Source organism: Mycobacterium sp. P2_H7, from assembly GCF_056403275.1.
On sequence record NZ_JBFUFU010000003.1, the window covers coordinates 164,420 to 190,568 of the forward strand.

At 65.8% G+C, this 26,149-nt stretch carries 24 protein-coding genes and 2 pseudogenes; 15 read left to right on the forward strand and 11 right to left on the reverse strand.

Annotated features, from left to right (window positions below; translation table 11 throughout):
* Window positions 1-59: 59 nt before the first annotated feature.
* From AC1DY7_RS04020 to AC1DY7_RS04040, 5 genes are all read right to left on the reverse strand, one after another.
* Window positions 60-956, reverse strand: coding sequence for an alpha/beta fold hydrolase (locus AC1DY7_RS04020; RefSeq protein WP_477492367.1), 897 nt, complete (start codon window positions 954-956; stop codon window positions 60-62).
* 45 nt (window positions 957-1,001) lie between these two features.
* On the reverse strand, window positions 1,002-2,090 hold the full coding sequence (locus AC1DY7_RS04025; protein ID WP_477492368.1) for an inositol-3-phosphate synthase: 1,089 nt from the start codon (window positions 2,088-2,090) through the stop codon (window positions 1,002-1,004).
* 54 nt (window positions 2,091-2,144) lie between these two features.
* Complete coding sequence (locus tag AC1DY7_RS04030; protein ID WP_477492369.1) at window positions 2,145-2,693, reverse strand: PadR family transcriptional regulator; 549 nt, start codon at window positions 2,691-2,693, stop codon at window positions 2,145-2,147.
* Between the two features lie 132 nt (window positions 2,694-2,825).
* Window positions 2,826-3,692, reverse strand: coding sequence for a DUF1707 SHOCT-like domain-containing protein (locus tag AC1DY7_RS04035; protein WP_477492370.1), 867 nt, complete (start codon window positions 3,690-3,692; stop codon window positions 2,826-2,828).
* Window positions 3,693-3,729: 37 nt separating this feature from the next.
* The gene (locus tag AC1DY7_RS04040; protein ID WP_477492371.1) at window positions 3,730-4,587 is read right to left on the reverse strand and encodes a DUF1707 SHOCT-like domain-containing protein; all 858 of its coding nucleotides are present in this window, start codon (window positions 4,585-4,587) and stop codon (window positions 3,730-3,732) included.
* 90 nt (window positions 4,588-4,677) lie between these two features.
* Here AC1DY7_RS04040 and AC1DY7_RS04045 point away from each other — a divergent pair, with 90 nt between their 5' ends.
* The 8 genes from AC1DY7_RS04045 to dnaB all read left to right on the forward strand — a co-directional run bounded on the left by AC1DY7_RS04045 (window position 4,678) and on the right by dnaB (window position 14,019).
* A complete protein-coding gene (locus AC1DY7_RS04045) occupies window positions 4,678-5,109 on the forward strand; it encodes a DUF5318 family protein (protein ID WP_477492372.1) in 432 nt (143 codons plus the stop codon).
* On the forward strand, window positions 5,102-7,492 hold the full coding sequence (locus tag AC1DY7_RS04050; protein WP_477492373.1) for a transglycosylase domain-containing protein: 2,391 nt from the start codon (window positions 5,102-5,104) through the stop codon (window positions 7,490-7,492). The genes AC1DY7_RS04045 and AC1DY7_RS04050 overlap by 8 nt, the downstream gene beginning before the upstream one ends.
* Window positions 7,489-9,141 (forward strand): glycosyltransferase family 87 protein, encoded by a 1,653-nt coding sequence (locus tag AC1DY7_RS04055; RefSeq protein ID WP_477492374.1) that lies wholly within the window; start codon window positions 7,489-7,491, stop codon window positions 9,139-9,141. Before AC1DY7_RS04050 ends, AC1DY7_RS04055 begins: the two co-directional genes overlap by 4 nt.
* 150 nt (window positions 9,142-9,291) lie before the next feature.
* Window positions 9,292-9,582 (forward strand): 30S ribosomal protein S6, encoded by a 291-nt coding sequence (gene rpsF, locus AC1DY7_RS04060; RefSeq protein WP_057169208.1) that lies wholly within the window; start codon window positions 9,292-9,294, stop codon window positions 9,580-9,582.
* A gap of 79 nt (window positions 9,583-9,661) precedes the next feature.
* A complete protein-coding gene (locus tag AC1DY7_RS04065; protein ID WP_090359468.1) occupies window positions 9,662-10,165 on the forward strand; it encodes a single-stranded DNA-binding protein in 504 nt (167 codons plus the stop codon).
* Between the two features lie 41 nt (window positions 10,166-10,206).
* Window positions 10,207-10,473 (forward strand): 30S ribosomal protein S18, encoded by a 267-nt coding sequence (gene rpsR / locus AC1DY7_RS04070; RefSeq protein WP_477492375.1) that lies wholly within the window; start codon window positions 10,207-10,209, stop codon window positions 10,471-10,473.
* Between the two features lie 15 nt (window positions 10,474-10,488).
* Window positions 10,489-10,941 (forward strand): 50S ribosomal protein L9, encoded by a 453-nt coding sequence (gene rplI / locus AC1DY7_RS04075; protein ID WP_477492376.1) that lies wholly within the window; start codon window positions 10,489-10,491, stop codon window positions 10,939-10,941.
* Window positions 10,942-11,430: 489 nt separating this feature from the next.
* Window positions 11,431-14,019, forward strand: coding sequence for a replicative DNA helicase (dnaB, locus tag AC1DY7_RS04080; protein WP_477492377.1), 2,589 nt, complete (start codon window positions 11,431-11,433; stop codon window positions 14,017-14,019).
* A 452-nt stretch (window positions 14,020-14,471) separates the two neighbouring features.
* On the opposite strand, the gene AC1DY7_RS04085 is transcribed toward dnaB, so the two are convergent.
* The 3 genes from AC1DY7_RS04085 to AC1DY7_RS04095 form a co-directional block, all read right to left on the reverse strand.
* A complete protein-coding gene (locus tag AC1DY7_RS04085) occupies window positions 14,472-14,807 on the reverse strand; it encodes a cupin domain-containing protein (RefSeq protein WP_477492378.1) in 336 nt (111 codons plus the stop codon).
* Window positions 14,808-15,225: 418 nt separating this feature from the next.
* The gene (locus AC1DY7_RS04090) at window positions 15,226-16,131 is read right to left on the reverse strand and encodes an NADPH-dependent F420 reductase (RefSeq protein WP_477492379.1); all 906 of its coding nucleotides are present in this window, start codon (window positions 16,129-16,131) and stop codon (window positions 15,226-15,228) included.
* Window positions 16,131-16,898: an NADPH-dependent F420 reductase gene (locus AC1DY7_RS04095; protein WP_477492380.1), complete on the reverse strand. Its 768-nt coding sequence runs from the start codon at window positions 16,896-16,898 to the stop codon at window positions 16,131-16,133. Before AC1DY7_RS04095 ends, AC1DY7_RS04090 begins: the two co-directional genes overlap by 1 nt.
* A 167-nt stretch (window positions 16,899-17,065) precedes the next feature.
* Between AC1DY7_RS04095 and AC1DY7_RS04100 the strand changes: the two genes are divergently transcribed.
* A complete protein-coding gene (locus AC1DY7_RS04100) occupies window positions 17,066-17,911 on the forward strand; it encodes a LysR family transcriptional regulator (RefSeq protein ID WP_477492381.1) in 846 nt (281 codons plus the stop codon).
* 386 nt (window positions 17,912-18,297) lie between these two features.
* Here AC1DY7_RS04100 and AC1DY7_RS04105 read toward each other — a convergent pair whose 3' ends face one another.
* Together AC1DY7_RS04105 and AC1DY7_RS04110 are read right to left on the reverse strand one after the other, a co-directional pair.
* The gene (locus tag AC1DY7_RS04105) at window positions 18,298-19,041 is read right to left on the reverse strand and encodes an SDR family oxidoreductase (protein WP_477492382.1); all 744 of its coding nucleotides are present in this window, start codon (window positions 19,039-19,041) and stop codon (window positions 18,298-18,300) included.
* Between the two features lie 107 nt (window positions 19,042-19,148).
* Window positions 19,149-20,630, reverse strand: a complete 1,482-nt coding sequence (locus AC1DY7_RS04110) for an amidase (RefSeq protein WP_477492383.1) — start codon at window positions 20,628-20,630, stop codon at window positions 19,149-19,151.
* Between the two features lie 139 nt (window positions 20,631-20,769).
* Here AC1DY7_RS04110 and AC1DY7_RS04115 point away from each other — a divergent pair, with 139 nt between their 5' ends.
* The 6 genes and pseudogenes from AC1DY7_RS04115 to AC1DY7_RS04140 all read left to right on the forward strand — a co-directional run bounded on the left by AC1DY7_RS04115 (window position 20,770) and on the right by AC1DY7_RS04140 (window position 25,393).
* Window positions 20,770-21,342, forward strand: a complete 573-nt coding sequence (locus AC1DY7_RS04115) for a TetR/AcrR family transcriptional regulator (protein WP_477492384.1) — start codon at window positions 20,770-20,772, stop codon at window positions 21,340-21,342.
* 305 nt (window positions 21,343-21,647) lie between these two features.
* Window positions 21,648-22,082 carry a MarR family winged helix-turn-helix transcriptional regulator gene (locus AC1DY7_RS04120; RefSeq protein WP_477492385.1) on the forward strand — a complete coding sequence of 145 codons (435 nt, stop codon included), beginning with the start codon at window positions 21,648-21,650 and terminating at the stop codon, window positions 22,080-22,082.
* 28 nt (window positions 22,083-22,110) lie between these two features.
* Complete coding sequence (locus AC1DY7_RS04125; RefSeq protein WP_477492386.1) at window positions 22,111-22,857, forward strand: NADPH-dependent F420 reductase; 747 nt, start codon at window positions 22,111-22,113, stop codon at window positions 22,855-22,857.
* A 101-nt stretch (window positions 22,858-22,958) separates the two neighbouring features.
* Window positions 22,959-23,840, forward strand: a complete 882-nt coding sequence (locus tag AC1DY7_RS04130; RefSeq protein ID WP_477492387.1) for an LLM class F420-dependent oxidoreductase — start codon at window positions 22,959-22,961, stop codon at window positions 23,838-23,840.
* Window positions 23,841-23,941: 101 nt separating this feature from the next.
* Window positions 23,942-24,661 (forward strand): annotated as a pseudogene (locus tag AC1DY7_RS04135) (NADPH-dependent F420 reductase); the annotation flags it as partial.
* 255 nt (window positions 24,662-24,916) lie between these two features.
* Complete coding sequence (locus AC1DY7_RS04140; RefSeq protein ID WP_477492388.1) at window positions 24,917-25,393, forward strand: hypothetical protein; 477 nt, start codon at window positions 24,917-24,919, stop codon at window positions 25,391-25,393.
* A gap of 318 nt (window positions 25,394-25,711) precedes the next feature.
* Here AC1DY7_RS04140 and AC1DY7_RS04145 read toward each other — a convergent pair.
* Window positions 25,712-26,050, reverse strand: a pseudogene (locus tag AC1DY7_RS04145) (YaeQ family protein); the annotation flags it as partial.
* Window positions 26,051-26,149 lie beyond the last annotated feature (99 nt).

Consider the following 26,149-nt stretch of genomic DNA (forward strand, 5'->3'; position numbering starts at 1 on the left):
GGGGGCGAACCTACGTGAACCTGGCAATCAGCTGGTAAACAACCGGCAACGTCTCGGGGTCAGCCCAGCACGTCCTTGAGGAGTGCGACCAGCGCCGCAGGCTGATCGCCCTGGACCGAATGCCCCGCGCCCTCGACCACGTGGGTGCGCTGGAATCCGGGTGCGGTGCGGGCGAAGGTCTCGGCGTCCTCGTCGTTGACGAAGAACGAGTTGGCGCCCCGGATCAGCGTGGTGGGCATGGTGATCGCCGGGACGTCGTCCCAGAGTCCTTCGAAGCCCTCACCTTTGCGGAACGAGTCGTAGCGCCAGGTCCAGCTGCCGTCGTCGAGTTGTTTCGCGTTGTGAAAGACGCCGCGTCGCAACGAGTTCCGGTCTCGGTGCGGTGCCGCGGCGACGGTGGCATCCAGGATGGCCTCGAACGAGGGGAACGTCCGGTCCTCCCGGACCAGTGCGACGGTGCCCATCTGGGCCTTGGTCATCTCGGTGTGCCGCTCCGGGGCCGACGGCGTGACGTCGACGAGGACAAGCTGGGGCACCAGCGTGGGCTCGGTGGCCGCGATGCGCAGCGCCGTCAGCCCGCCGAGGGACATGCCGACGACCAGCCGGGTGTCGGGGGCGTGCTCGAGCAGGATCGGCGTGATGGCCGTGGCGGCGAGTTTGGGTCCGTAGTCGCCGTCCTCGCGCCACGCGGAGCGGCCGTGGCCGGGCAGGTCGATGGCCAGGGCGGGCACGCCCAGCCCGAGGATGACGGTGTCCCAGGTGTGCGCGTTCTGTCCGCCACCGTGCAGGAAGACGACGTCGGGGGACTCGGTGCCCCACTTGAGGAAGCTGACCCGGCCGGCTTCGATGCGCGTCACGGGTGGGATCGCCGTGGTGCCGATCTGCGCGGCGTTCTCGGGGAGCAGGCCGAATTCGTCCAGGCCCACCAGTTCGTCATCCGGGATCTGTGGAGTCATACCCGCAATCATTACGGGTACGACTCCACAAATCGCGGGTTGGGTCTAGCCGTGGATGAATGTCTCGAGCTCGGCGCGCGCGACGTCGTCGGCCAGCTGCTTGGGCGGGCTCTTCATCAGGTAGGCCGAGGCCGGGATGATGGGGCCGCCGATGCCGCGGTCCTTGGCGATCTTCGCGGCGCGCACCGCGTCGATGATGATGCCCGCCGAGTTCGGCGAATCCCACACCTCGAGCTTGTACTCCAGGTTCAGCGGCACGTCGCCGAAGGCGCGGCCTTCCAGGCGCACGTACGCCCACTTGCGGTCATCCAGCCATGCGACGTGGTCGGACGGGCCGATGTGGACGTTCTTGTCCTCGATCTTGCCTGCCAGCGAGCCGGTCAGGTTGGAGGTCACGGCCTGGGTCTTGGAAACCTTCTTGGACTCCAGGCGCTCACGCTCGAGCATGTTCTTGAAGTCCATGTTGCCGCCGACGTTGAGCTGGTAGGTGCGGTCCAGGGTGACACCGCGGTCCTCGAACAGCTTGGCCATCACGCGGTGGGTGATGGTGGCGCCGACCTGGCTCTTGATGTCGTCGCCGACGATCGGGACACCGGCGTCCTCGAACTTCTTGGCCCACACCGGATCCGAGGCGATGAACACGGGCAGCGCGTTGACGAACGCGACCTTCGCGTCGATGGCGCACTGGGCGTAGAACTTGTCGGCGTCGTCGGAGCCGACGGGCAGGTAGGACACCAGCACGTCGACCTTGGCGTCCTTGAGGGCCTTCACCACGTCGACGGGCTCGGCGTCGGAGATCTCGATGGTCTCGGCGTAGTACTTTCCGATGCCGTCCAGCGTCGGTCCGCGCTGCACGACGATGTCGGTCGGCGGCACGTCGGCGATCTTGATGGTGTTGTTCTCGGAGGCGAAGATGGCCTCCGACAGGTCGAAGCCGACCTTCTTGGCGTCCACGTCGAACGCGGCGACGAACTTCACGTCGCGCACGTGGTACTTGCCGAACTTGACGTGCATCAAGCCGGGGACCGCGCTGTTCTCGTCGGCATCCTGGTAGTACTGGACGCCCTGTACCAGCGAGGACGCGCAGTTGCCCACGCCGACGATAGCGACCCGAACTTCGTTCGACTCAGACATGTGACGCTCTCCTTCTCTTACTTACTTCGATGCTCGGTGTGTCAGCAGGGTCGGTCAGGGTTGAGATTCCGGGTGGCCCTGCGCCACCCTTTCGGCTGCGATCAATTCGTTGAGCCACTTCACTTCGCGCTCACTGGACTCCAGGCCCAGCTGATGCAACTGCTTGGTGTACCGGTCGAAGGAGCTGCTCGCCCGGGCGATGGCCTCCCGCAGGCCCTCTCTGCGTTCCTCGACCTGGCGGCGACGGCCTTCCAGGATCCGCATCCGCGCTTCGGCGGGGGTGCGGTTGAAGAAGGCGAGATGCACGCCGAAACCGTCGTCGGTGTAGTTCTGCGGCCCGGTGTCGGCGACCAACTCGGTGAAGCGTTGCGTGCCCGACTCGGTGAGTTGGTAGACGCGGCGGGCCCGGCGCACCTTGAGGGTGCCTTCCGGGGCAGAGTCCTCGACGATCAGGCCGTCGGCCTGCATGCGGCGCAGCGCCGGGTAGAGCGAGCCGTACGAAAACGCGCGGAAGGCGCCCAGCAAGCCGGTCAGCCGTTTACGCAGTTCGTAGCCGTGCATCGGCGACTCGAGCAGCAGCCCGAGAATGGCGAGCTCCAACATCGAATCACCTCCCCCTCGTCACACGCTTGTCAAAGTCGATCAAATGTCACGTCGACTCGACACGTCGGGCAATTGTATCGCGCCGATATATATGACGCTAGGTGGGGGCGATATGCCGGCGAGGCGGGAGGGTTAGCTGGCGTAGTTGATGCGCTTGACGGTGCCGTCCCCGTTGAGCGACAGGTAGCCGCTGTTGCCGAACTTCGGGGTGACGTAGACGCTGATCTCGATGCTGCCGGGCGGGGCGGTGATATCGCTGTTCGGCTCGATGCTGACGTGCATGTTCTTCACCTCGGTGGGTTTGATGCCCACGCTCTCGGGGGCGCCCCGGATCAGCCCGACGATCTTCGGGATGTCGAAGGCGCCGAGGTCGACCACCTTGTCGTCGGCGCTCACGCTGGTCTCGTTCGGGTCGTCCCACCCGCCGCGGTAGGAGTAGCTCAGGGCCCGGCGCGGCTCGTTCGGGTCGGGGCGCTCCAGCGAGGCGTAGTCCTCGAAGATCGAGATGCTGTAGCCCTTGGTGTCCCCGAACTTCTGCCGCATCTGCTCGAACAGGCCGGTCAGACCGCCGAGAGACTGCAGCTGCCGAGGCGGGGTCAGCACCTGGGCGGGGATGCCGTCGGCCTTCGCGCCCGGGTCGGTGGTGAAGCTCAGCGGCGAGGACGAATTGCCGTACAGCCCCCAGCCGATCGCGATGCCGAGCAGCACCAGTACGGCGGCCGCCGCCACGCGCAGACCCCAGCCGCCGGCGGCGCCCGTCGCTGCGTAGGCGCGCTCCGGCTTCAGGTTGGGCAGCTTGACCGGGGCATTTGCCACCTGCAGGTCGCCGACCAGCCCCTGCAGCTGGCCCAGGGTGGCCGCGGTGGTGGCCGAAGCGACCCGCTGCCGATGCTCGTCCATGGACAGCTGGCCCTCGCTCAGCGCGCTGTCGAGGACCTTGCACGTGTCGTTGCGGTCACTGTCTTTGGCCCGCGTGCCTGCCGTCTGCCGAGTCGCCACGCGATGATCGTAGGAGTTCGCGCCGTCGCGGTGCTGATCAGCCGGGATTTTCGACGCGCTTCACCTTCGCCGCCGGGTCCAGATAGAGGTATCCGGCCGAACCGGACTTGGTGGCGATCTTCACCAACAGCTCGAGCGCGCCCTCGTCGGCGAGATGGTCGATGTCGAGGTCGACGCTCGCCACGTCCCCCGGCGCGATGTTCAGCGTGGCGGGCGCGGTCGCCAGCGCGGCGGCGGTGGCCGGGATGTCGAAGGCCGCCAGGTCGGTCAGGTCATCGGTGTCGGATCGCTGCCGCTGGGAGGGGTCGTCCCACCCGCCGCGGAAGGGGTAGAGCATCTTCGATCGGTCGTCGGCCGGGTCTGGCCGCGCCAGGGTGGCCCGGTCGGTCGAGATCGCGAGTTCATAGCCCATGGTGTCGCCGAAGCGGGCGCGGATCGCGTCGATGACGGCGGTCAACCCTTCGGCGGTGAGAAGGTCGCCTACCGGCTTGAGGACGGCTGGGGGCACGGTGTCGGGCGCCGGTGCAACGACGGTGTCGAGCACCACATGTTCCTCGGGCACCGGCACGGCCGGGCTGGGTTTGCCTGCCGGGGCGGGGGAGTCGTCCTTGGCCAAGCCCCATCCGACGGCGACGATCGCCACCGCGACCACACCGGCAACGGCCAGGATCGGTCCGCGGGACCGCGTGGCCCCCGACGGCCGCTGCTGCACCCCGGTGACCAGCTGAAGGTCGGCGACCAGCGGCTCCAGCTCGCCGAGCGTGGTGGCCGCGACGGCGGTCGCCACCCGGCGCCGGTGCTCCTCGCCGGAGAGCTGGCCGTCGCCCAAGGCGTCGTCCAGAATCCGGCAGGTCGCATCACGGTCGCTGTCCTTTGCCCGGGTGCGTGCCGCCATGGCGAAGATCGTATGGCGGGCGGCGCTGCGGTGCCGACGCTTGGCGCCGTCCTCGCTCTGCGGTCGGGGCGCCGACGTACTCTGGTGGACGTGCGATTGCAGCGACAGGTGGTGGATTACGCGCTCCGGCGCCGATCCCTGCTGGCCGAGGTGTACTCCGGGCGTACCGGGGTCACCGAGGTGTGCGACGCCAATCCCTACTTATTGCGCGCCGCCAAATACCACGGGAAGCCCAGCTCGGTGATGTGCCCGATCTGCCGCAAGGAACAGCTCACCCTGGTGTCGTGGGTATTCGGTGACCACCTCGGTGCGGTGTCGGGTTCGGCCCGCACCGCCGAGGAGTTGGTCCTGTTGGCGACGCGTTACGACGAGTTCGCGGTACATGTGGTGGAGGTATGCAGGACCTGCAGTTGGAACCATCTGGTCAAGTCGTACGTGCTCGGCGCGCCAAGGCCCCCCAAGGCCCCGAAGGCGCCCCGCACTCGAACGGCGCGCTCCGGCGCGCGTACGGCCAGTGAATAGCGAAGGGCGCCATACGAGGTCAGCGGGCGGTGCCGATAGAGAGCATGCCGCTGGCCCGGGCGCACACCGCAGGCCGAACATTCCGCCGGATGACCGGCAGACCACGTTGTTGCCGCCCGTCCGCAACGCCACCGAGCCGCACCTGCGCGACCCCATCGACGTCGTGAAGGCGGCGCTGGACGGTTCACCCCCGCGCAAGCCGCCGCCCCCGGCGCCTCCGCGCCCACCGGCGGGTGGGCCGCCACCCCGGCCGCCGAAGCAGCGGCCGCAGTTCCAGTGGAAGTGGGTGCGCCGCGCCGTCTACGTCGGGCTGGTCCTGTTCCTGGTGCTGCCGTTCGTCACGTTCGCGATGGCCTATCTCATCGTCGAGGTGCCCAAGCCCGGTGACATCCGGACCGCGCAGGTGTCGACGATCCTGGCCAGTGACGGCAGCGAGCTGGCGCGGATCGTCCCGCCCGAAGGCAACCGCAACGACGTCAGCATCAACCAGATCCCGGTGCATGTGCGGGACGCGGTGATGGCCGCCGAGGACCGCGACTTCTACAGCAACCCGGGCTTCTCCCTGTCGGGGTTCGCGCGCGCATTCAAGAACAACATCTTCGGCGGTGACCTGCAGGGCGGCTCGACCATCACCCAGCAGTACGTGAAGAACGCGCTCGTGGGCGACGCGAGATCCGGTCTGGGCGGTGTGGTCCGCAAGGCCAAGGAGCTCGTCATCTCGACGAAGATGTCGCGCGAATGGGGCAAGGACCAGGTTCTGGAGTCCTACCTCAACATCATCTATTTCGGCCGCGGTGCATACGGCATCTCGGCCGCCGCGAAGGCCTACTTCGACAAACCCGTCGAACAGCTCGACGTCGCCGAGGGCGCGCTGCTGGCGGCGCTGATCCAGCGGCCGTCGACCCTGGATCCGGCCGTCGACCCCGAGGGTGCGGCCGACCGGTGGAACTGGGTGCTCGACGGCATGGTCGACATCGGCGCCCTGTCCAAGACGGACCGGGCCGCGCAGGTGTTCCCGCCGACGGTGCCACCCGAGCAGGCCAGTCAACAGGACCAGACCACCGGGCCGAACGGACTGATCGAGCGGCAGGTCACCAAGGAACTGCTGGACCTCTTCAACATCAACGAACAGACGCTGAACACCGAGGGGCTGCAGGTCACCACGACCATCGATCCGGCCGCGCAGAAGGCGGCCGAGGAGTCGGTCACCAAAACCCTGGACGGGCAGATGCCCGACATGCGGGCGGCGGCGGTGTCCGTCGACCCGAAGACCGGCGGCATCAAGGCCTACTACGGCGGCTCCGACGCGCAGGGTTTCGACTTCGCGCAGGCCGGCCTGCCGACAGGCTCGTCGTTCAAGGTGTTCGCTCTGGTGGCCGCGCTGCAACAGGGCATCGGCCTGGGCTTCCAGGTGGACAGCTCGCCGGTGACCGTCAACGGCATCAAGATCACCAACGTCGAGGGCGAGGGCTGCGGCGTCTGCAATATCGCCGAGGCGCTCAAGCGCTCGCTGAACACCAGCTACTACCGGCTGATGCTGAAGCTGAAGAACGGCCCCCAGGACGTCGCCGACGCCGCGCACAGCGCCGGCATCGCCGACAGCTTCCCCGGCGTCGACCACACCTTGAGTGAGGACGGCAAGGGCGGGGCGCCGAACAACGGTGTCGTGCTGGGCCAGTACCAGAGCCGGGTGCTCGACATGGCCTCGGCGTACGCGACGCTGGCCAACTCCGGCGTCTATCACAAGCCGCATTTCGTGCAGAAGGTCGTCGACGCAGACGGCAAGGTGCTCTTCGACGCCTCGCAGCAGGACAACACCGGCGAACAGCGCATCGACAAGGCGGTGGCTGACAACGTCACCGCGGCGATGCAGCCGATCGCCGGCTGGTCCAACGGGCACAACCTGGCGGGTGGGCGGTCCTCGGCGGCCAAGACGGGCACCAACCAGCTCGGCGACACGGGCGCCAACCGCGACGCCTGGATGGTCGGCTACACCCCGTCGCTGTCGACGGCGGTGTGGGTGGGCACCACGTCGGGCACCAAGCCCCTGGTCAACGAGTGGGGCGGCCCGGTGTACGGGTCCGGTCTGCCGTCCGACATCTGGAAGGCGACGATGGACGGTGCGCTCAAGGGCACCGACAACGAGACGTTCCCGAAGCCGACCGACATCGGTGGTTATGCCGGTGTGCCGCAGGCGCCGCCGCCTCCGCCCGTCGCACCGGTGCCTCCGCCGCCATCGGAGACCGTGATTCAGCCGACGCTGGAGATCGCGCCCGGTGTCACCATTCCGTGGGGCCCGCCGACGACCGTCCCGCTGGGACCGCCCCCGGTCGGTGATCCCAACGCCCCGGTACCGCCGCCCGGTCCGCCGCCGCCACCGTGACGGAATCCGAAGAGCCGCAGACGGTTTCCCCGGTTCCACTGGCGCGTGATCTGCGCAGCGCCTACGAACGGGATCTGCCCAGCCGCACGGACGTGATCGGCTCGGCGTTGTCGCACACCATCGGTGGCCCGGTGGGTCGGCATGCGCTCATCGGGCGCGCGCGGTTCTTCACACCGTTGCGGGTGATGCTGGTGATCGGTGTCATCTTCCTGGCGCTGGGCTACTCGACCAAGGCCGCGTGCCTGCAGTCCACGAACACCGGTACCGCGGCCCAGCGCGTCGCCAACTGGCAGAACCAGCGCGCCTATTACGAGTTCTGCTATTCGGACACGGTCCCGCTCTACACGGCGGAACTGTTGAGCCAGGGCAAGTTTCCGTACAAGTCCAGCTGGGTGGACACCGACAGCACCGGCAAGCCCAACGTGCAGTACGACGGCAGCCCGGCGATCCGCTACATGGAATATCCGGTCCTGACGGGCATCTACCAGTACCTGTCGATGACGCTGGCCAAGACGTACTCGGCGCTCACCAAACTGGTGTCGTTGCCGTTGGTCGCCGAGGTGGTGATGTTCTTCAACATCTCGGCGTTCGGGCTGGGGCTGGCGTGGCTGGCCACGGTGTGGGCGACGGCCCTGCTGGCCGGGCGGCGGATCTGGGATGCGGCGCTGGTCGCGGCGTCCCCGCTGGTGATCTTCCAGATCTTCACCAACTTCGACGCGCTGGCCGCGGCGTGCGCGGCAGGCGCGATGCTGGCGTGGGCGCGCCGAAGACCCGCGGTGGCCGGGGTGCTCATCGGTGTCGGGGTGGCGCTGAAGCTCTACCCACTGCTGTTGATGGTGCCGCTGGTGATCCTGGCGGTGCGCACCGGCCGGTGGCGCGCGGTGGGGACGACGGCGCTGGCGGCGGTGGGCACCTGGATTCTGGTGAATCTGCCTGTGCTGCTGCTGTTCCCGCGCGGGTGGTCGGAGTTCTTCCGGCTCAACACCCGCCGCGGTGACGATATGGATTCGCTGTACAACGTCGTGAAGTCGTTCACCGGGTGGGGTGGATTCGACCCGCATCTCGGATTCTGGGAGCCCCCCTCGGTGACCAATGCGGTGACGGCCCTGCTGTTCGCGTTGTGCTGTGTGGGTATCGCGTACGTCGCGCTGACGGCGCAGCACCGGCCGCGGGTGGCGCAGTTGGCGTTCCTGGTGGTGGCCGCCTTCCTGCTGACCAACAAGGTGTGGAGCCCGCAGTACTCGCTGTGGCTGGTGCCGCTGGCGGTGCTGGCGCTGCCGCACCGGCGGATCCTGCTGGCCTGGATGACGATCGACGCGCTGGTGTGGATACCGCGGATGCTGTTCCTGTTCGGGGAGCAGAACCGCGGGCTGCCCGAACAGTGGTTCACCGCGACGGTGCTGCTGCGCGATATCGCCGTGTTCGCACTGATCGCCCTGGTGATCCGGCAGATCTACCGCCCCGAGCTGGACCTGGTCCGCTATCACGGGCGCATCGACGACCCGTCCGGCGGGGAGTTCGAGGGTGCGCCGGATGCGTTCCCGAAGTGGCTGCCAGCGCGGGTGCGTCCGCGTGCGCCACTCGTCGGCCCCGAGCCCGCCCCGGCCCCCGATCTGGAAAGTGCGGTTTCGTCCGCGACACACCGCTGACGATGTACCGGGCCGCACAAATGCGGTTCCTATCCGCGATTTCGCAGATCAGCGGCCCCACCTGTAACCTGGGCGGGTTGCCGACGCAGGCGACCCTCCTGCCACGGATACGCCGTGGCCGCAACGACCATAGGAGGTGATGGGTTTCTCATGCGTCCATACGAAGTCATGGTCATTCTCGACCCCACACTTGACGAGCGCACCGTAGCTCCCTCGCTGGAGACGTTCCTGAACGTCATCCGCAAGGACGGCGGTTCCGTCGACAAGGTCGACATCTGGGGCCGCCGCCGGCTGGCGTACGAAATCGCCAAGCACGCCGAGGGCATCTACGCCGTTGTCGATCTCAAGGCCGAGCCCGCCACGGTGTCCGAGCTCGATCGTCAGCTGAACCTGAACGAGTCCGTGCTGCGGACCAAGGTGATGCGGACCGACAAGCACTAGGTCGATACACCCCGCCGATGTCGGGTGCGTTGCGTAGGCTCGCGCCCAACATAGGCTGCCCACTGCCCAGGAGGACCTCGTGGCTGGTGACACTGTCATCACCGTTATCGGAAACCTGACCGCCGACCCGGAATTGCGGTTCACGCCGTCCGGCGCGGCTGTCGCCAACTTCACGGTGGCGTCCACTCCCCGGACGTTCGACCGTCAGACCAATGAGTGGAAGGACGGCGAAGCGCTGTTCCTCCGCTGCAACATCTGGCGGGAGGCGGCCGAGAACGTGGCCGAGAGCCTCACCCGGGGCTCGCGCGTCATCGTCAGCGGTCGGCTCAAGCAGCGGTCCTTCGAAACCCGTGAGGGCGAGAAGCGCACCGTCGTGGAGCTCGAGGTCGACGAGATCGGCCCGTCGCTGCGATACGCGACGGCCAAGGTCAACAAGGCCAGCCGCGGTGGCGGTGGCGGCGGCGGTGGTGGATTCGGCGGCGGATCGAGTCAGCCGCGCAGTGCGGAGCCGAAAGACGATCCGTGGGGCAGTGCTCCCGCGGCGGGCTCCTACAGCGGCGCTGACGAAGAACCGCCCTTCTGACAAACACTGACAGATTTTTGAACTGAGAAAGAGATAGACCCATGGCCAAATCCTCAGGCACCAAGCGGCGCCCGGCTCCGGAAAAGCCGGTCAAGACCCGCAAGTGCGTGTTCTGCTCCAAGAAGGGCAAGGGGCAGGACATCAACTACAAGGACACCGCGCTGCTGCGCACCTACATCAGCGAGCGCGGCAAGATCCGTGCCCGCCGGGTGACCGGCAACTGCGTCCAGCATCAGCGCGACGTCGCCGTCGCGGTGAAGAACGCCCGCGAGGTGGCTCTGCTGCCCTTCGGTTCGTCGACGCGGTAAGGGAGGAACCACATCATGAAGCTCATTCTCACCGCTGAGGTGGACCACCTGGGTGTCGCAGGCGACGCCGTCGATGTGAAGGACGGCTACGGCCGTAACTTCCTGCTCCCGCGCGGGCTGGCCATCGTGGCCACCCGTGGCGCCGAGCGGCAGGCCGACGAGATTCGTCGCGCCCGCGAGACCAAGGAAGTTCGTGGCGTCGAGCACGCTAACGAACTGAAGATCGCCATCGAGGCGCTCGGCCCGGTTGCTCTGGCCGTCCGTGCCGGCGAGGGCGGCAAGCTGTTCGGTTCGGTCACCCAGGCCACCGTGGTCGCGGCCATCAAGAAGGCCGGCGGCCCGAACCTGGACAAGCGCACCGTCGAACTGCCGAAGGCGCACATCAAGTCGACCGGAACGCATCCGGTCAGCGTGAAGCTGCACCAGGGCGTGACCATCTCGGTCCCGCTCAACGTCGTCGCCGAGTAAGCTCGACACCTTCGCACACCAGTGCAACGCCCGGGTGGAAGCCCCAAACTTCCCACCCGGGCGTTGCTGTGTCTCCAGCGAACGCATCTCGCCGTTCGGCTCCAGCAACGGCAACCGGCTGTTAACCTCGTCGGCTCTCAAGCGCAACGCAACACGCCCGAGATGGCAACCCCGCCCGACACGCCGTGATAATTTGCATCCACAACATTGGACACTTCAGCGGTAGCCTTGACCTGCGGGTTGTTTGATTACCGGTGAGTTTATCCACAAGTTCTCCCCATGCACTCAACATCGTTGTCCACGGCTGTCCACACGCCATCCACACCCTTATCAACAGGCCGGATTGCGCAACCCTCAGCAACGTCTAATGTTGGCCGTCGCTAGGCGGTGGAGCCGAACCCCGGCCGGGTTTGTCGGTGTCGCGTCCTACTGTCATGGCAGCTAACACCGAACGTATGTTCGGTGACAAACGGAGGGTGGGGACGCTTAGTGGCTGTCGTGGACGATCTCGGTCATCACGGTATGAGCGAGCCGCCCAGCGAGGATTTCGGGCGCCAGCCCCCGCAGGACATGGCGGCCGAACAGGCTGTCCTGGGCGGCATGCTGCTCAGCAAGGACGCCATCGCCGACGTCCTCGAGCGGATGCAGCCCGGCGACTTCTACCGGCCTGCGCACCAAGACGTCGCCGACGTCATTCTCGGGCTCTACGACCGAGGTGAGCCGGCCGACGCCGTGACCGTCGCCGCCGAGCTGGACCGGCGCGGGCAGCTGCGCCGCATCGGTGGCGCGCCGTATCTGCACACGTTGATCTCCACCGTGCCCACGGCGGCCAACGCCGGCTTCTACGCCACCATCGTGGCCGAGAAGGCCCTGCTGCGCCGGCTGGTGGAGGCCGGCACCCGCGTCGTGCAGTACGGCTACGCAGGAGCCGACGGCGCCGATGTGCACGACATCGTCGACCGCGCCCAGGCCGAGATCTACGACGTGACCGACAAGCGCAGCCAGTCCGAGGACTTCGTCCCGCTGGAGGAACTGCTGCAACCAACGATGGACGAGATCGATGCCATCGCCTCGGCCGGTGGCATGGCCCACGGTGTGCCCACCGGGTTCATCGACCTGGATGAGGTCACCAACGGGCTGCACGGGGGTCAGATGATCATCGTCGCGGCGCGGCCTGGCGTGGGAAAGGCGCTGTCGCTGGATACCCCGCTGCCGACGCCGACCGGCTGGACCACCATGGCCGATGTCAGCGTGGGTGATGAACTGATCGGCGACGATGGCCTGCCCACCAGGGTGGTCGCCACGACCGAGGTGATGCTGGGTCGGCCCTGCTACGAGGTCGAGTTCTCCGACGGCACCGTGATCGTCGCCGACGAACAGCATCAGTGGCTCACCGATACCCGAGCGTCACGCAGGTCGTCTCGTGCTGCCGCCGAGATCCGGACCACCGGCGAAATCCTGGAGACCCTGCGGTGCCCCACGTCAGATCGCCGGATCAACCATTCGGTGGTCAACGCCGAACCACTCGTCGCTCCGGCGGCAGAGCTTCTCGTCCCGCCGTACACCCTGGGAGCCTGGCTCGGTGACGGGACGACCGCCGCCGCGCAGATCACCTCTGCTGATCCCGAGATCGTGATGCGGATCGAAGGCGAGGGAATCGTGGCGCAGCCGTCGAGCGCCGCGCCCATGCGCTATCAGCTGAAGCTGCCGGCCGGTGTCGACGTCGAAGCGCGTGCGTGCGTGGTGTGCGGCGAGCAGTTTGTCCCACAGACCAGCCAGGTCCGTACCTGCGGACGGCGCTGCGGCGGGGCCGCCCGCGGGACCGCTCAGGTGCCCGCCCCGACGTGCTCCCATTGCGGCGGAACGTCCTGCGGACTGGTGTTGTGCCAGCAGTGCCGCAACGCTGTAGGCACCCTGCAGGCGCGGCTGCGCACCGTTGGGGTTTTGGGCGACAAGCACATTCCGATGCAGTACCTGCGTGCTTCGCAGGCGCAGCGGCGCGCCCTCCTAGCCGGTCTGCTGGACACCGACGGCACGGTGACCCATGGCGGTTCGGTGCAGTTCTCGGTCACCAACCGTCGCCTGGTCACCGACGTCGCCGAGTTGATCGTGAGCCTCGGCTACCGCTGCCAGCTGTCGACGAAGCGGGTCCGCGGCCGCAGCGAGGAATCGTCGGTCGCCTACACGCTGACCTTCGCCACCGACGATATGGTCTTCGGTCTCGAGCGGAAAGCGTTGCTGCACAAGGAACGTCGTGCCACGTGCGGCCCGGCCCGCCATAATTCACGTTTCATCGTGGACGTGCGCCAGGTCGAGTCGGTGCCGGTCCGGTGCGTCGAGGTGGACAACGACAGCCACATGTATCTGGCCTCGCAGGCCATGGTGCCGACCCACAACTCCACGCTAGGACTCGATTTCATGCGGTCCTGCTCCATCAAGCACCGGATGGCCAGCGTCATCTTCTCGCTGGAAATGAGCAAGTCCGAGATCGTCATGCGCATGCTGTCTGCGGAGGCGAACATCAAGCTCGGCGATATGCGCTCGGGCAAGATGAACGACGACGACTGGACCCGGCTGGCGCGCCGGATGAGTGAGATCAGTGAGGCGCCGCTCTACATCGACGATTCGCCGAACCTCACCATGATGGAGATCCGGGCGAAGGCGCGGCGGCTCAAGAAGAAGGCCGATCTGCGCCTCATCGTCGTCGACTACATGCAGCTGATGAGCTCGGGCAAGAAGTACGAATCACGTCAGCAGGAAGTCTCGGACTTCTCCCGAAGCCTGAAGCTGATGGCCAAGGAACTGCACGTGCCCGTGGTGGCGATCAGCCAGCTCAACCGTGGCCCGGAGCAGCGCACCGACAAACGGCCGCAGGTGTCCGACCTTCGTGAGTCGGGATCGCTGGAGCAGGACGCCGACATGATCATCCTGCTGCACCGTCCGGACGCCATCGACCGCGACGACCCGCGCGGCGGCGAGGCCGACCTGATCCTGGGTAAGCACCGTAACGGCCCGACCGCGAATATCACTGTGGCACACCAGCTTCACCTGTCGCGGTTCACGAACATGGCGAGGTAGGTCGCAGCACTTGTGGCTTCCCGAGTTCTATGTCCATATCCCAGATCAAATGTCCACCCGATGTCCAATTGGACATGGAAGTGGGATTTTTGCCGGGAGCCCAGAGTTCTTGTCGGTCTCCGCTGGGCGTCTTGTCGAAAGCAGCGAGATGGATCAGGCCGACGAAGGCCGCGGTGTCGTGAACACGTCATCGAAGTCGTAACGAAGAAAAAGCGACCACAGCGACGTCCAGGCGTTTGCTGTCGCGCGTACCGTCGATAGAACGGTGTCGCTGGTCCAGGCGGACGTCGCAGGGGAGCAAGAGGGGCGCCTCGCCCTAAGGTGTAGTCGCATCCTTGGTCCCGACGGCGTGGTGCTCGCTGCAGCAGGCCGCCAGACTGTCGGAGGCCGTCATTGCCGACATCGAACCGCGCTCGCGACCGTTCGATCGGTGCGGCTGGGATGCCCGCAGGTTATTCAACATGTTCGTATTGCGCTATCTGCCAGTCTGGCCGTGTAATGGTCAGATAGGTGAGGTCGGTCGTTTCAATATGGTGGGCGATCTTCGCTTCCACCACGACGACGTCCTTTTCGCTTACGTCGTACTCCTCATCGCCGATGATGAACTTTGCAGTTCCTCTGACAATGAAATAGATTTCATTGGTCTCTCTGTTGAGGTGCTGACCAGCCTGGGGGCTCCTCATCGTCAGTGTCTGATATGACACACCTACTTCTTTATTCAGAAAGTATTTCCATATCGTGCCTTCTGGTGTGTTTATTTCTCTTGAGTTGCTGAATGGGATATGCATGTTTCCCCCTGTAGTTGTTTTGATTATTTTCTTCTATTCTTGAGCGCATCCGACAATTCGCTCCACCGCCCGACGACGCAACGGCTAGCTCACCACCTGAGATGCCCTGAGCGTCTCCGAAGCGGAAGCTAATCGTGAGTGAAGCATTCCCAGATCCCGATCACGTCGACAAGTTGGCCGTGCGTAGTTAGGCCGGCCTCGATGTGCGAGTCGTCGTGGCGTGCGCCGAAGGAGGGACCGTGCCCTTCGACGTCGCGTGATTGTCCGACCCTGACTGCGCTGCCACCAATTTTCGAGCCACCGGAACTAGCGGAGTGCTCTGTGCCCAGGGAACGGGGAATTCCCCGGGCTCCCATCCCTGGTTATCCGGTGTTGGGCGCGGCTGTGGTTGTTGGCACGCGGATTGTCGGGCCGTGGGTCAGACGGTCCGACCGGCCACGTTGACGGGCGTGGCGGCAGCCAGTGCTGCGCGCAGCGCGTCCTTGGACACAGGTGCACCTGGGGTGCTGGTGGATTGCTCCCAGGAGACGTTCGGATCTGACAGGTAGATCTGTGTGTAGGCGGCCGATTCGGGTTCGAAACGCCATGTCTGCGAGGCTGGTTCGACGTTGAGGGTGTCGAATCCGAGGCGGTCGATGAGATCTGCTGCCAGGTCGAGCGCGCCGGCATCGTCACTGGCGATGGGCAACGCGGTCCGGTCTGGCGCACCGGATGGTCGGGCCAGTTCCGGGATGTGGTTGGCCAGGATATTGCTGAAGGCCTTCACCAGCAGCGCGCCGGGAAGAAATTTCTGGGCGAGCTGCAGTTGGGTGTATTGGCCAGAATCCAGTTCTGGGATGCGGCCGTCGCGCGAGGGATAGTAGTTGCCGGTGTCGAGCACTGTCTTTCCGCGCAACAGTCCCTCGGGGAGGTTGGCGTAGGCCGACATCGGAACACTGAGCAGCACGGCCGCCCCGGCATGCGCTGCCTCGTCGATCGTGCCCGCTGTGGCGTGCGCACCCAACTCGCCGACCAGATTGGCGAGGCTGTCGGGTCCTCGCGAATTGGCGAGGATGACGTCTATGTCGGCGGCTACGGCCAGCCGGGCCACGGCCGATCCGATGTTTCCGGATCCGATGATGCCTACGGTGGTCATTTTGTGCTCCGCTTCTTCTGGTTGTTGGTGGGGTCGGTGTTTGTGGAGGCAGGGATGGCGCCACGTGCCCGACGATCGGTGGTGTGGGGTGCTGGGCCGTGCCGGCCCGCCGTCGGAAACGTCTTGGTGTCCCAGTGGTTCGATGGCGAAGGGCAGTCGTGTCTTCGCCAAGGACCCGTGACGGAGCACTAGTGGTCGAGGAGGCTGTGCAGACCTGCCGTCGCGCGATAGAGGGCCACGAGGTCCTCGAAGATCGATGGAGTTGGCTGCCAGGACGCGATGATCGCCAGAAGCGCTTCGCGTCGTGCCGAAACGACATCGGGGTTGGCCAGGGTCAGGGCTGTCCGGATCTGTTCGGCGTTGAGTTCGGTGCAGTACGCGGGCGCCCCCATCGCCAGTCGCCACGTGTCGTCAGCAGTTCCTGCATCGATGGGGTCGAATCCGGTGTCGTTCACCAACCCCATGACTGTGTGCTTGGCAACATGGTCGGTTCCCGCCACGGGTGCCGCCAGCCGGTCGGTGTCACCTTGTGGCCGCCCCTTGGCCGCAAGCGTCGTTTGTACGAGCGTGTTCCACGCCCGGATGACCGGGCGTCCGAACTGCTGTTCCAGCCACAGGCCTTCGGGCTTGCCGGCTTCGATCTCCTCGTTGCGACCGTCGCGATGCGGGTAGTAGTTGGATGTGTCGGCGAGCGGCACGTGATGCGGCAGTCGACCGATGACACCGGCGATATCTGCCATGTTGCCGAACGGAATGCAGGTGATGAGCACGTCAACGTCGCGCGTGATGTCCTCGAGAGCGACCGCAGTAGCTCCCGATCTCTTGCTGAGCTCGGTGATGCTCTGCGGCCCACGGGTATTCGCGACTTGAACGAGATGTCCGGCCGCGCTCAGCTTGCCGGTAAGGGTGGCTCCGATATTGCCGGTGCCGATGATGCCGATTCTCATGGTGCTCATTTCTCCAGGTCACACGGACGTTTGTCCTCGCACACCCGCAGGCGAGTGTCCGCGGTCACCGAACCGGAGGGCTCAGGTCGGCGCTGGCGGGTGTACTGGTTCAGGGTGGCACCCGCCGGCAGTGGAGCGCGATGACAAAAGAGGTCGTGATCATTACCCTGAGGGTCATGAACCGCATCGAGGTCCGCGAGCTCGAGTACTTCTTGGCCGTCGCCGACACGCTGCATTTCGCCCGTGCCGCTGAGAACCTCGGCATCGCATCGCCCCCGCTGTCGCGAGCGATCGCACGACTCGAGCGACGACTCGGTACTGCTCTGTTTGAAAGGACCAGCCGTCGTGTCGAGCTCACAGCAGCGGGTCGGGTGTTCAAAGTCGAGGCCCGCAACACTCTGCGTTGCCTGGACCGAGCCGTCCGCCGGACCCAGCAATTCGGGGTTGGTGCGCTGCGCATAGCGACTCCGCCGGGAACGGGCGCGGGCCTGCTGCGGGAAGCCGTCCGTGGCTATCTTGCCCGCTTCGGCCACGGCACCGTCGAGCTGGTGTTCACCACGGACCAGGCCTGTGCGGTGCGCGAGGGCCGCGCCGACGTCGCCCTTATCTGCGCAGCGGGCGACCTGACCGGTCTGCATGCGCACAGTCTCGCTCCCGAACGCCCGGTCGTGCTCGTTCCGGCGGACCACCCCTTCGCGATCCAGGGCACGGTGACCCTGGCGCGCTTGCTTGAGGACCCGGCGTACACAGCGGACCTACCTTCGGTCGGCCTGGATGCCCTCATCGATATGGTCGCCACCGGACAACTGCTCGCCGTTGTCGGCGACAGCGCCGTCGACCGGCTCGGAGGGCATGTCGTCGCCATCCCCGTGGCCGGGCTGCCGGTGATCGATGTCCAGTTGGCTTGGCCTGCCGACGCACACGACCAACGCATCGCCGGCTTGGTGGACATGGTCGAGCAACGTCAACGCCGCTCGCACGCGGCGACAGCAGTACGTGCTCCCCTCACCGTTGTGCAATAGCCCTGCGGGCCTCGCGCTGGGGGAGAGCCGTTCTGCCACAGCGGCTCTCACGACCTGCTTGATGTTCATGACCCGTGGACAGGTGGCGCGCCGCCGACCGTTTTTTGGCGATTAGCTTAGCGGCGCAGGTTTTTCGGGTGAGTCAGACGTTTGCGGTATGCCGTTGTGCCGATGGTCGTACCCGGAGAGGTTCCAGTACGCGGTCCTCGGAACGCTGAGCAGCAGGGCCGTGCCGCCGCGCGCGGCATCTTCGATCGTGCAAGCCGTGGCGTGTGGTTCCAGCTCGTCGACGAGATTCGCGAGACTGTTGGGTCCTCGCGATTTGGCAAGGATGACGTCGATGCCATGCGAGCCGGAGGTGGCAGCCACGCAGCGGCAGGCCGGCGTCAGTAGTTGCTGAGCATCGCCAGAACGTCGTCGTAGGAGCCGTTGGCTTCCGCGTTGCGTAGAAAGCGGGCTCGCTCGACGACCAGTTCGGTGGCGTCGGGATTCTGGGCGAGGAGTTCGAGGGTCTCGGTGAGGAATTCGTCCAACGGCATGGCCTGGTCGTCGTCCTGCTGGCCCAGCAGCGTGGTGCGCACGTTCGGCGGGATGACTTCGATGACGTGAACGCCGCTGTGCGCGAGTTGGATGCGCAGGCTCTGGGTGAAGGAGTGCAGAGCGGCCTTGGTGGCGCTGTAGGTGGGTGTGATGGGGAACGGCACGAACGCGAGCGCGGACGTCACATTCATCACCACGGCGTCGGCCTTGTTCACGAGCTGGGGCAGGAAGGCGTAGGTCATCCGGATTGTGCCGAGCAGGTTGATCGTCACGTGTTTCTCGGCGGTCTGCAGTCCGGCGGGGTCCAGGACAGTTTCCTGCAGCATGATTCCCGCGTTGTTGATCAACACGTTCAATTCGGGGTGGCTAGCCGCCAGCGTGTCGCGGGCTCGGGCGATCGAGTCGGGGTCCTCGACGTCGAGTAGGAGCGCGTCGATTCCGGGGTGGGCGGCGGTGATCTCGTCGAGGAGGTTCTTGCGCCGTCCGGCGACGATCACCGTATTGCCCGCCTCGTGCAGGCGCAGGGCGAGGCCCAGCCCGATACCGGAGGTGCCGCCGGTGATCAGAATGGTGTTGCCGGTGATTTTCATTTGTTCTCGCTCCTTGGTTCTTCGGGACCGCTGAGGTCCCACAGCGTCGAGGGTGTCGACGGAGGCTCGGATCGGACTGGCCACGATGGGTCGGCCGTGTTTCGCGCCTACCGCGGGATGTGTGAATCACGTACACCTGCGGGTGAATTCGAGATTGGTGGACGGCGTGAGCCCAGGCCGCCCCTGCGTTCGAGCATCGCTGCGAGCCGCAAGAGGGTCGATTCGTCGAACCATGACGCCACGAGTTGGATGTTGATCGGTAGGTGCTCTGAGCTGATGCCGTAGGGGACTGAGAGGGCGGGAAGTCCGGTGAGGTTGAAGGGAGATGTCGCGGCCATGACATGCGTCCATGGGACGGTGACGCCGTCGACGACGAACTCCTCGGACCCGTGCGGCAGGGCGGTCACGGGGTTGACCGGACACAGGAGAACGTCGTAGTCGCTGAAGTAGCCGGTGAATGCTGATCGCAGTGTCTCCGTTGCCCGTCTGGCGTCACGGATGTGGTCCAGTGTCGGGCTTGGTACCGCCATGATCGCGGAGCCGGATGCGGACAGATCTCCCTCCCGCCCGGCGGCCAAAGACGTGATGTACGCGACTAATTCGCCGTAGATCAGCGCCGTCAACGCTGTCGGCGCATCCGCCTCTTTGAGAAAGGGAACCCCGAGTTGCTCGACGTGGCACCCGAGATCGGCCAGCCGTGCCGCCGCGTCGGCAACTGTCGCGGTGATTTCGGGATCGACGGGTCCGAAGGCATCGTCGGAGACCCAGCCCACGCGCAGGGCCCGCCCGGGGATCCGCGTGGCGCTTGCGTCAAAGTGCCTGGGGTGCACTGCGTATCCATCGAGACCGTCGGGCCCGCTGAGGATGGAATAGGTCAGCGCTACGTCACCCACGGTGCGCGCCATCGGGCCGACGTGCCACCAGGCCGACGTCATCGGCGCGAAGTGGCCCGTGAACGGGATGCGACCGTGGGTGGCCTTGAGTCCGGCAATCCCGGTGAACGCGGCCGGCCCTCTGACAGAGATGGCCACATCGCTGCCGATACCCAGCGGAGACATGCCGGCCGCGATGGCCGCGGAGTCTCCGCCGGATGATCCGCCGGGGGTGCGATCCAGGTTCCAGGGATTGTTGGTGCGGCCGGTGACCAGATTGTCGGTTTCGGTGGCTGAGGAGAACTCGGGGAGATTGGTTTTGGCGAGCAGAATGCCGCCGGCAGCTTTCATCCGTGCCACGGCGGTCGCGTCGCGGGCCGGAATGTTGCCCGCGAAGATCGTGGAGCCGTGTTGGGTGAGCACGCCGGCGGTGTCCAGGCAGTCCTTCACGGTGAACGGAACGCCGTGCAACGGCCCAAGCGGAACATCGGCACGCACAGCAGCGTCTGCGGTGTCGGCGGCACGTAGGGCGTCATCGGCCCTCAGCGTCACGATCGCGTTGATGGATGGGTTGACCTCGGCGATGCGATCGAGGTGGGCCTGCACGACATCGCGGGACGACATCTGCCGGCTCGCTATCAGTGCCGCCATCGCGGTCGCGTCCGCGTAGTGCAGCGGGCCGGGATCGTGGGCCAGTGCTGCAGTAGTAGTCGGCATGAGACGTCCTTCGTTGTCGGCGCGTGCATCGCGGACAGTTACCTACCTGCCACATGGTAGGGAGGTTAGTCGCCGAGGCGGTCACTGTCTACCTGCCGATTGGTAGGCTGTCTGACGTGCGGAAGGAAAGGGTGGCGCGTTGAATACGATCGAAGTCACCACGCGGGACAGGATCTTGGCATCGGGCCGGCGCGTCGCTCAGGCGCGAGGCTATGGCGGCCTGAGCTTTCGGGATCTGGCGGAAGATGTGGGCATCAAGGCGGCGAGCGTCTACCACTACTTTCCGAGCAAGGCGGAACTCGGTGCGGCGTTGGCGCGCAGGTACTGGGAGGACGCCGAGGCTGGCCTCGGCGCGATCGCGATGCAGGCCTCCGATCCGCTGGAAGCGCTGTCACGCTACCCCGAGCTATTCCGCGCGGCACTGATCGAGGACAACCGAATGTGCATGTGCAGCTTCATGGCCGCGGAGTACGACGACCTACCGGAACTGGTACGCACCGAAGTGTGCACATTCGCCGATGTCAACGTCGCCTGGCTGGCAATCACTCTGCAGAACGCGGGGGTCGTCGAGGCCGCCGGCAGCGAATCGCGTGCCCGCGCAATCTATGCCGCGGTCGCCGGCGCGCAACTCATCGCCCGCGGTCACTCGGACGTCTCGTTCTACGACTCGTTGATCGCCAGCTTCCGCGAGACGGGCCTACTGCCGATTTAGTCGCACAAGCAGGGCGCTCCGCGGGCCGACTCAGAGATGGCTGGCATCTGCGAGGAGGAGCACAAAGCCAACATCTTGGTTGCCGCCCATGGGTCCTGTTGGCGCTCCGCGCCGGCCGCGCAGCCACCACGGCAACCACCAAGTTCCTGGCGGCCCTCGACCCAAGCAGGCGCCTGCCGAAGCTCAAGGGCAAACAACCTCTTCCCTGAGATGGAGCGGCGGCTAAGAAAACAGAGCGGTCAGGTATCTAGTGTGCTAGCCTATTGATGACAAGTAACTCGGTCGCTAGGGGAAGTGGTGAGACGATGCCGGAAACATCGCGTGGTCACCTGGGTCGCCAACTGTCGTTCGCGCTGTACGGCGCCGCCAACCGGATGATCCGTCAGCACAAGCCAATCCTGGAACCGCTCGGGTTGACGTTTCCTCAGTACCTCGTAGTAGTGGCGCTACTCGACGGCGCGCCGCTACCAGTGGGCGCTCTAGGAGCGCGCCTTGACATGGACACGGGCACCATCACACCGTTGGTGAAACGGTTGGAAACCATCGGCATGGTCACCCGGACCCGGGACGTCGCCGACGAACGGCGGGTGTTCGTCGATCTGACAGACCGCGGCCGCGCCCTGGAACCCGAGATCCGCGGCGTCACCGACCACATCAAATCAGCCTGCCAACTTACCGACGACGGTATCGACGAGCTTCGGCGCACGCTTGAAGCACTCGGACATCCCGCTGGCGACTAGGTCCGGCATCTCAGAAAGGGAAACAATCATGAAGATCGGAATCATCGGCGTCGGACATATCGGCAAGACGCTCAGCCAGCGGCTGGCCGCCGCCGGACACGACGTCAAGGTGGCCAACTCGCGCGGCCCGGAAACCATCTCAGCTGACACGCTGCGCACCGGGGCGCGGGCCGTACCGGCCTCCGAGGCCGCAACGGACGTCGAGGTCCTTATTCTCTCCACCCCTCTGAACCGCATTCCCGATATCGCACCGATCGTGGCCGGCGCAGCACCGGACACCGTCGTCATCGACACCTCCAACTACTACCCGGCCAGGGACACCCAGATCCAGGCCATCGAGGACGGCCAGATCGAAAGCCACTGGGTGGCAGAACAACTCGGCCGCCCCGTGGTGAAGGCCTGGAACGCCATCGGGTCGGGCTCATTCGCCAACAAGAACACCCCACCAGGAACGCCGGGCCGCATCGCGATCCCCGTTGCCGCTGATGACGCCACGTCGCGGGCCCTGGGCATCGCCCTGGTCGAGGACACCGGTTTCGACGGTTTCGACGCCGCAGGGCTGGACCAGTCGTGGCGCCAGCAGCCCGGGACACCGGCCTACTGCACCGATCTGACCAGTGACGAGATGCCGTCCGCGCTGGCCACTGCCGATGCTGCCCGATCACCCAAACGCCGCGACATCGGCATGGCCGCCGTCGCTGAACGGTTTGGCGCCGACGGAACCAACCCTGACGAAGACTACGGCGTGCGTCTCAACCGCGTCCTCAACATGTGACAGTGCCCGTTGCCCGGCGCGGCGCCGTGTCGCGGCCTAAGTAGGACGTGGCGGTCGGCGGGCGCTCATGAGTTCGCAAACGACATTGAGAACGGAAGATCATGCATTCCCAAGGAACCAGCTCGGCAGCGACACCGCACAATGCGGGCAGACCTGGCCTCGGATCGTTCGGTGTGTGGACGGTGAATCCCATCTCCCCGCAGACCGCCCAAGAGATCGAAAGGCTGGGCTACGGGGCGGTGTGGGTCAGTAGCGCCGCGCCCACCGACCTGTCCTGGGTGGACCCCATCTTCGATCGCACCGCGATGCTGAAGGCCGCGACCGGGATCATCAACATCTGGAACTCGCCGGCCGGACCCGTGGCAGAGGCGTTCCACCGACTCGACGACCGCTACCCAGGCCGTTTCCTGCTGGGCATCGGGGCAGGGCACCGCGAAGCCATCTCGCAGTGGGAGAAGCCCTTCGACGCCCTCRACGCCTACCTCGATAACCTGGACCGCTACGGTGTGCCCGCTCACCGACGGGTCCTCGCCGCCCTCGGCGACGGAATCCTCAAGCTTTCCGCGCGGCGCGGGGCGGGCGCGCACCCCTATCTCACCACCCCAGAGCACACCGCTCGCGCCCGCGAGGTAATGGGGCCGGCGGCCTTCTTGGCGCCGGAGCAAAAAATCGTGTTGTCTGACAACACCGCCCAGGCCCGCGCAGTGGGCCGCGACGTCCTGGAAATGCCTCTGGGACTGGCCAATTACCGCAACAGCTGGAAACGCCTGGGCTTCGGCGACGACGACGTCACCAAACCCGGCAGCGACGCACTCGTCGATGCCATCATCGCTTACGGGGCGGCCGATCAGGTAGCTGAACGCCTGCACCGGCACCGTGCAGCCGGTGCCGACCACGTCGCCATTCAGGTCATCGGCACCAACGACGTGCTGCCGGCGCTGACCACTTTGGCTCCAGCACTAGGTCTTTCGCCACAACACTGACGCCAAGGCGACCGAAGTGAAGGTGGGCTAGCAACGCTCCTTCGCGATCCTGAATCGCGAGTGATCGCTGACCGCACACGAAACCGAGAAGAACGGAGAGCACCGTGACCACACTGGGCATCATCGGAAGTGGGAACATCGGCACGGCCGTGGCAAGGCTGGCAACAGCGGCCGGCATCAACGTGGTCATCGCCAACTCGCGAGGGCCCGAAAGTCTCGCCGAGCTGGTCGGCGAACTGGGGACCCACGCCACAGCCGCCACGACAGAGGATGCGGCCAGCAGCGGCGCCGCCGTCCTGCTCAGCATCCCCCTCTCGGCCTACCGCGGGCTTCCCGAAGGCCTGCTCAGCGGGAGGACGGTCCTCGACACCGGCAACTACTATCCCTCGCGCGAGGGACGGATCCCCGAACTGGACGCTGGCCAGTACACCCAACTTCAGCTCGCCCAGAAGTTGCTTCCCGGCGCCGCCTTGGTGAAGGCCTTCAGCAATATCCTCGCCCACCACATCCCCCTACTCGCCCGACCATCCGGTGCACCAGACCGCACCGCGTTGCCTATCGCCGGCGACAACGCCGAAGCGCTTGACCTCGCCGCCGGCTTGATCGACCGCCTCGGATTCGACACTCTCAACGCCGGAGATGCCTCGCAGACATGGCGTTTCGAGCCCGAATCGGCCGGATACACCCAGATCTACTTGTCCGACCCGACCGTGCCCCCCGAGAACTTCATGACCGCCCCGCCAGCGCCCGTCTCCACCGACACCTTGCGCGCAGCACTCGCGTCGGCCACGCGGGTGAACGTGGCCGACCGGACCGCCTGACCGACGGATCAAAAAGACGCTTGGCGTTCAGTCCACGGCGAAGCCACTTTCCGAGAGGTCTTACGGGCGATCTTCAAAGCCGTGATGTCAGCGGCAGTGCTGACTCAGCATGTCGAGTCCAACCTGGCCACCAGCGCGGAGTCGGCCGCCGATCCCGGGGTCGGTCGCCCAATACCCCGTGCGCCAACACCAGACGGTGACACCACCGCAACCGCCCAGCTGCGGACGACGCCAAAGAAGGGAAGTGATTGCTCGATGCCCCAGCACTCTCAGGCCGAAACGGTCGAACTGGAAACTGTCGAACTACTGCACGGACAGGCAGTCGCTGATGACGCCGATGTCGGCTTTACGCTTTCGGGCGTCTCAGGAAAAGACAGTGCTGCCTATGCGCTCGCAGACGATCAGGTCTCCAACTACACGTTGAGCGCTGACTCTTTGCCTCAGGACGACGTGCCGTCCGGGACGTATTACCACTTCCGGTGGGTCAGTAACCGTGTGTACCCGGGTGTCACCAGAAGCGTGTACCTCTACGTTCCGCATGGCGGCGAGCAAGCTGAATCCCTACGCCTGACCCAAACTAGGCCGATAATCAGCCGCCTCTGCCTCAGCAGCGAGCAACGCAGTCAACTCGCCCTCCTGCTGGGCAACAAAGACACCGATCACCTGGCGGCACACCTCCGGCACAGTGACCCCCCGCGCATCAGCAATACGTTTCAGCCCGACGAGCGTTGACGTCGTCACATGAAACTGCACCGCGAACTGGCCACACGAACCATCTTCAGGCGGTGACCCCGGACCCACGACCACAGGACCATCGACCCCGAACTCGTCCACCTCAGCGCCCCGGACCCTCTGAACGCTCCCAGTACCAGAGTCGCCACCCACGCCATCGGCCGGGTCCCGGAGTTCCTCATGACTGAACAAACCCATTCGACCACGCTAGACCTCGCAGAAGTCTCGGGCAGAGAAGCGGGCGGCGACTGTGGCCACTTCCGCGCTAGGACAGAGATGACGCGTCGCAACTCACCTGGCCGTGCGTGGCTCATACGTTCACGCCATGGGTTCGGGCGTGAAGGTGACGTCGACATCGCCCACGGTCATCGTCACCTGCCCTTCCATCACCAGCACCTGCGCCGAAAACCGGCGGTCCACGGTCTCGGCCAGCTGCTGCACCGCGGCATGGGGTATCTGCACCACCGACAAGTTTTTCAATGCCGATACCTTCGGGGCGACGGTGCGCCGCCAGGTGGTCGCGCTGGAGGCGAACGGGAACAGCAGCACCTGATCGTGATCGGCTTGACTGGCCGCTTTGCCCAAGGCGCGCTCATCGGGCTGGCCGACATTGATCCACTCCACGATGCGGCCCGTATAGTCGGCGAGCCGCAGGTCCCGCGACTACAAGGAGGCTTTCGCCGCGCGACTCACCGAGACCGCGCGCGAGGCAGGCGCCGTCGATCCCGAACAACTCGGCGAACAATTGGCGCTGCT

What these genes read in the sequence shown, in the direction of transcription:
- AC1DY7_RS04020 (WP_477492367.1), bottom strand. Translation starts at nt 956, where the DNA reads ATGACTCCACAGATCCCGGATGACGAACTGGTGGGCCTGGACGAATTC.
- AC1DY7_RS04025 (WP_477492368.1), bottom strand. Translation starts at nt 2,090, where the DNA reads ATGTCTGAGTCGAACGAAGTTCGGGTCGCTATCGTCGGCGTGGGCAAC.
- AC1DY7_RS04030 (WP_477492369.1), bottom strand. Translation starts at nt 2,693, where the DNA reads ATGTTGGAGCTCGCCATTCTCGGGCTGCTGCTCGAGTCGCCGATGCAC.
- AC1DY7_RS04040 (WP_477492371.1), bottom strand. Translation starts at nt 4,587, where the DNA reads ATGGCGGCACGCACCCGGGCAAAGGACAGCGACCGTGATGCGACCTGC.
- rpsF (WP_057169208.1), top strand. Translation starts at nt 9,292, where the DNA reads ATGCGTCCATACGAAGTCATGGTCATTCTCGACCCCACACTTGACGAG.
- rpsR (WP_477492375.1), top strand. Translation starts at nt 10,207, where the DNA reads ATGGCCAAATCCTCAGGCACCAAGCGGCGCCCGGCTCCGGAAAAGCCG.
- rplI (WP_477492376.1), top strand. Translation starts at nt 10,489, where the DNA reads ATGAAGCTCATTCTCACCGCTGAGGTGGACCACCTGGGTGTCGCAGGC.
- AC1DY7_RS04085 (WP_477492378.1), bottom strand. Translation starts at nt 14,807, where the DNA reads ATGCATATCCCATTCAGCAACTCAAGAGAAATAAACACACCAGAAGGC.
- AC1DY7_RS04095 (WP_477492380.1), bottom strand. Translation starts at nt 16,898, where the DNA reads ATGAGCACCATGAGAATCGGCATCATCGGCACCGGCAATATCGGAGCC.
- AC1DY7_RS04100 (WP_477492381.1), top strand. Translation starts at nt 17,066, where the DNA reads ATGAACCGCATCGAGGTCCGCGAGCTCGAGTACTTCTTGGCCGTCGCC.
- AC1DY7_RS04105 (WP_477492382.1), bottom strand. Translation starts at nt 19,041, where the DNA reads ATGAAAATCACCGGCAACACCATTCTGATCACCGGCGGCACCTCCGGT.
- AC1DY7_RS04110 (WP_477492383.1), bottom strand. Translation starts at nt 20,630, where the DNA reads ATGCCGACTACTACTGCAGCACTGGCCCACGATCCCGGCCCGCTGCAC.
- AC1DY7_RS04120 (WP_477492385.1), top strand. Translation starts at nt 21,648, where the DNA reads ATGCCGGAAACATCGCGTGGTCACCTGGGTCGCCAACTGTCGTTCGCG.
- AC1DY7_RS04125 (WP_477492386.1), top strand. Translation starts at nt 22,111, where the DNA reads ATGAAGATCGGAATCATCGGCGTCGGACATATCGGCAAGACGCTCAGC.
- AC1DY7_RS04140 (WP_477492388.1), top strand. Translation starts at nt 24,917, where the DNA reads ATGCCCCAGCACTCTCAGGCCGAAACGGTCGAACTGGAAACTGTCGAA.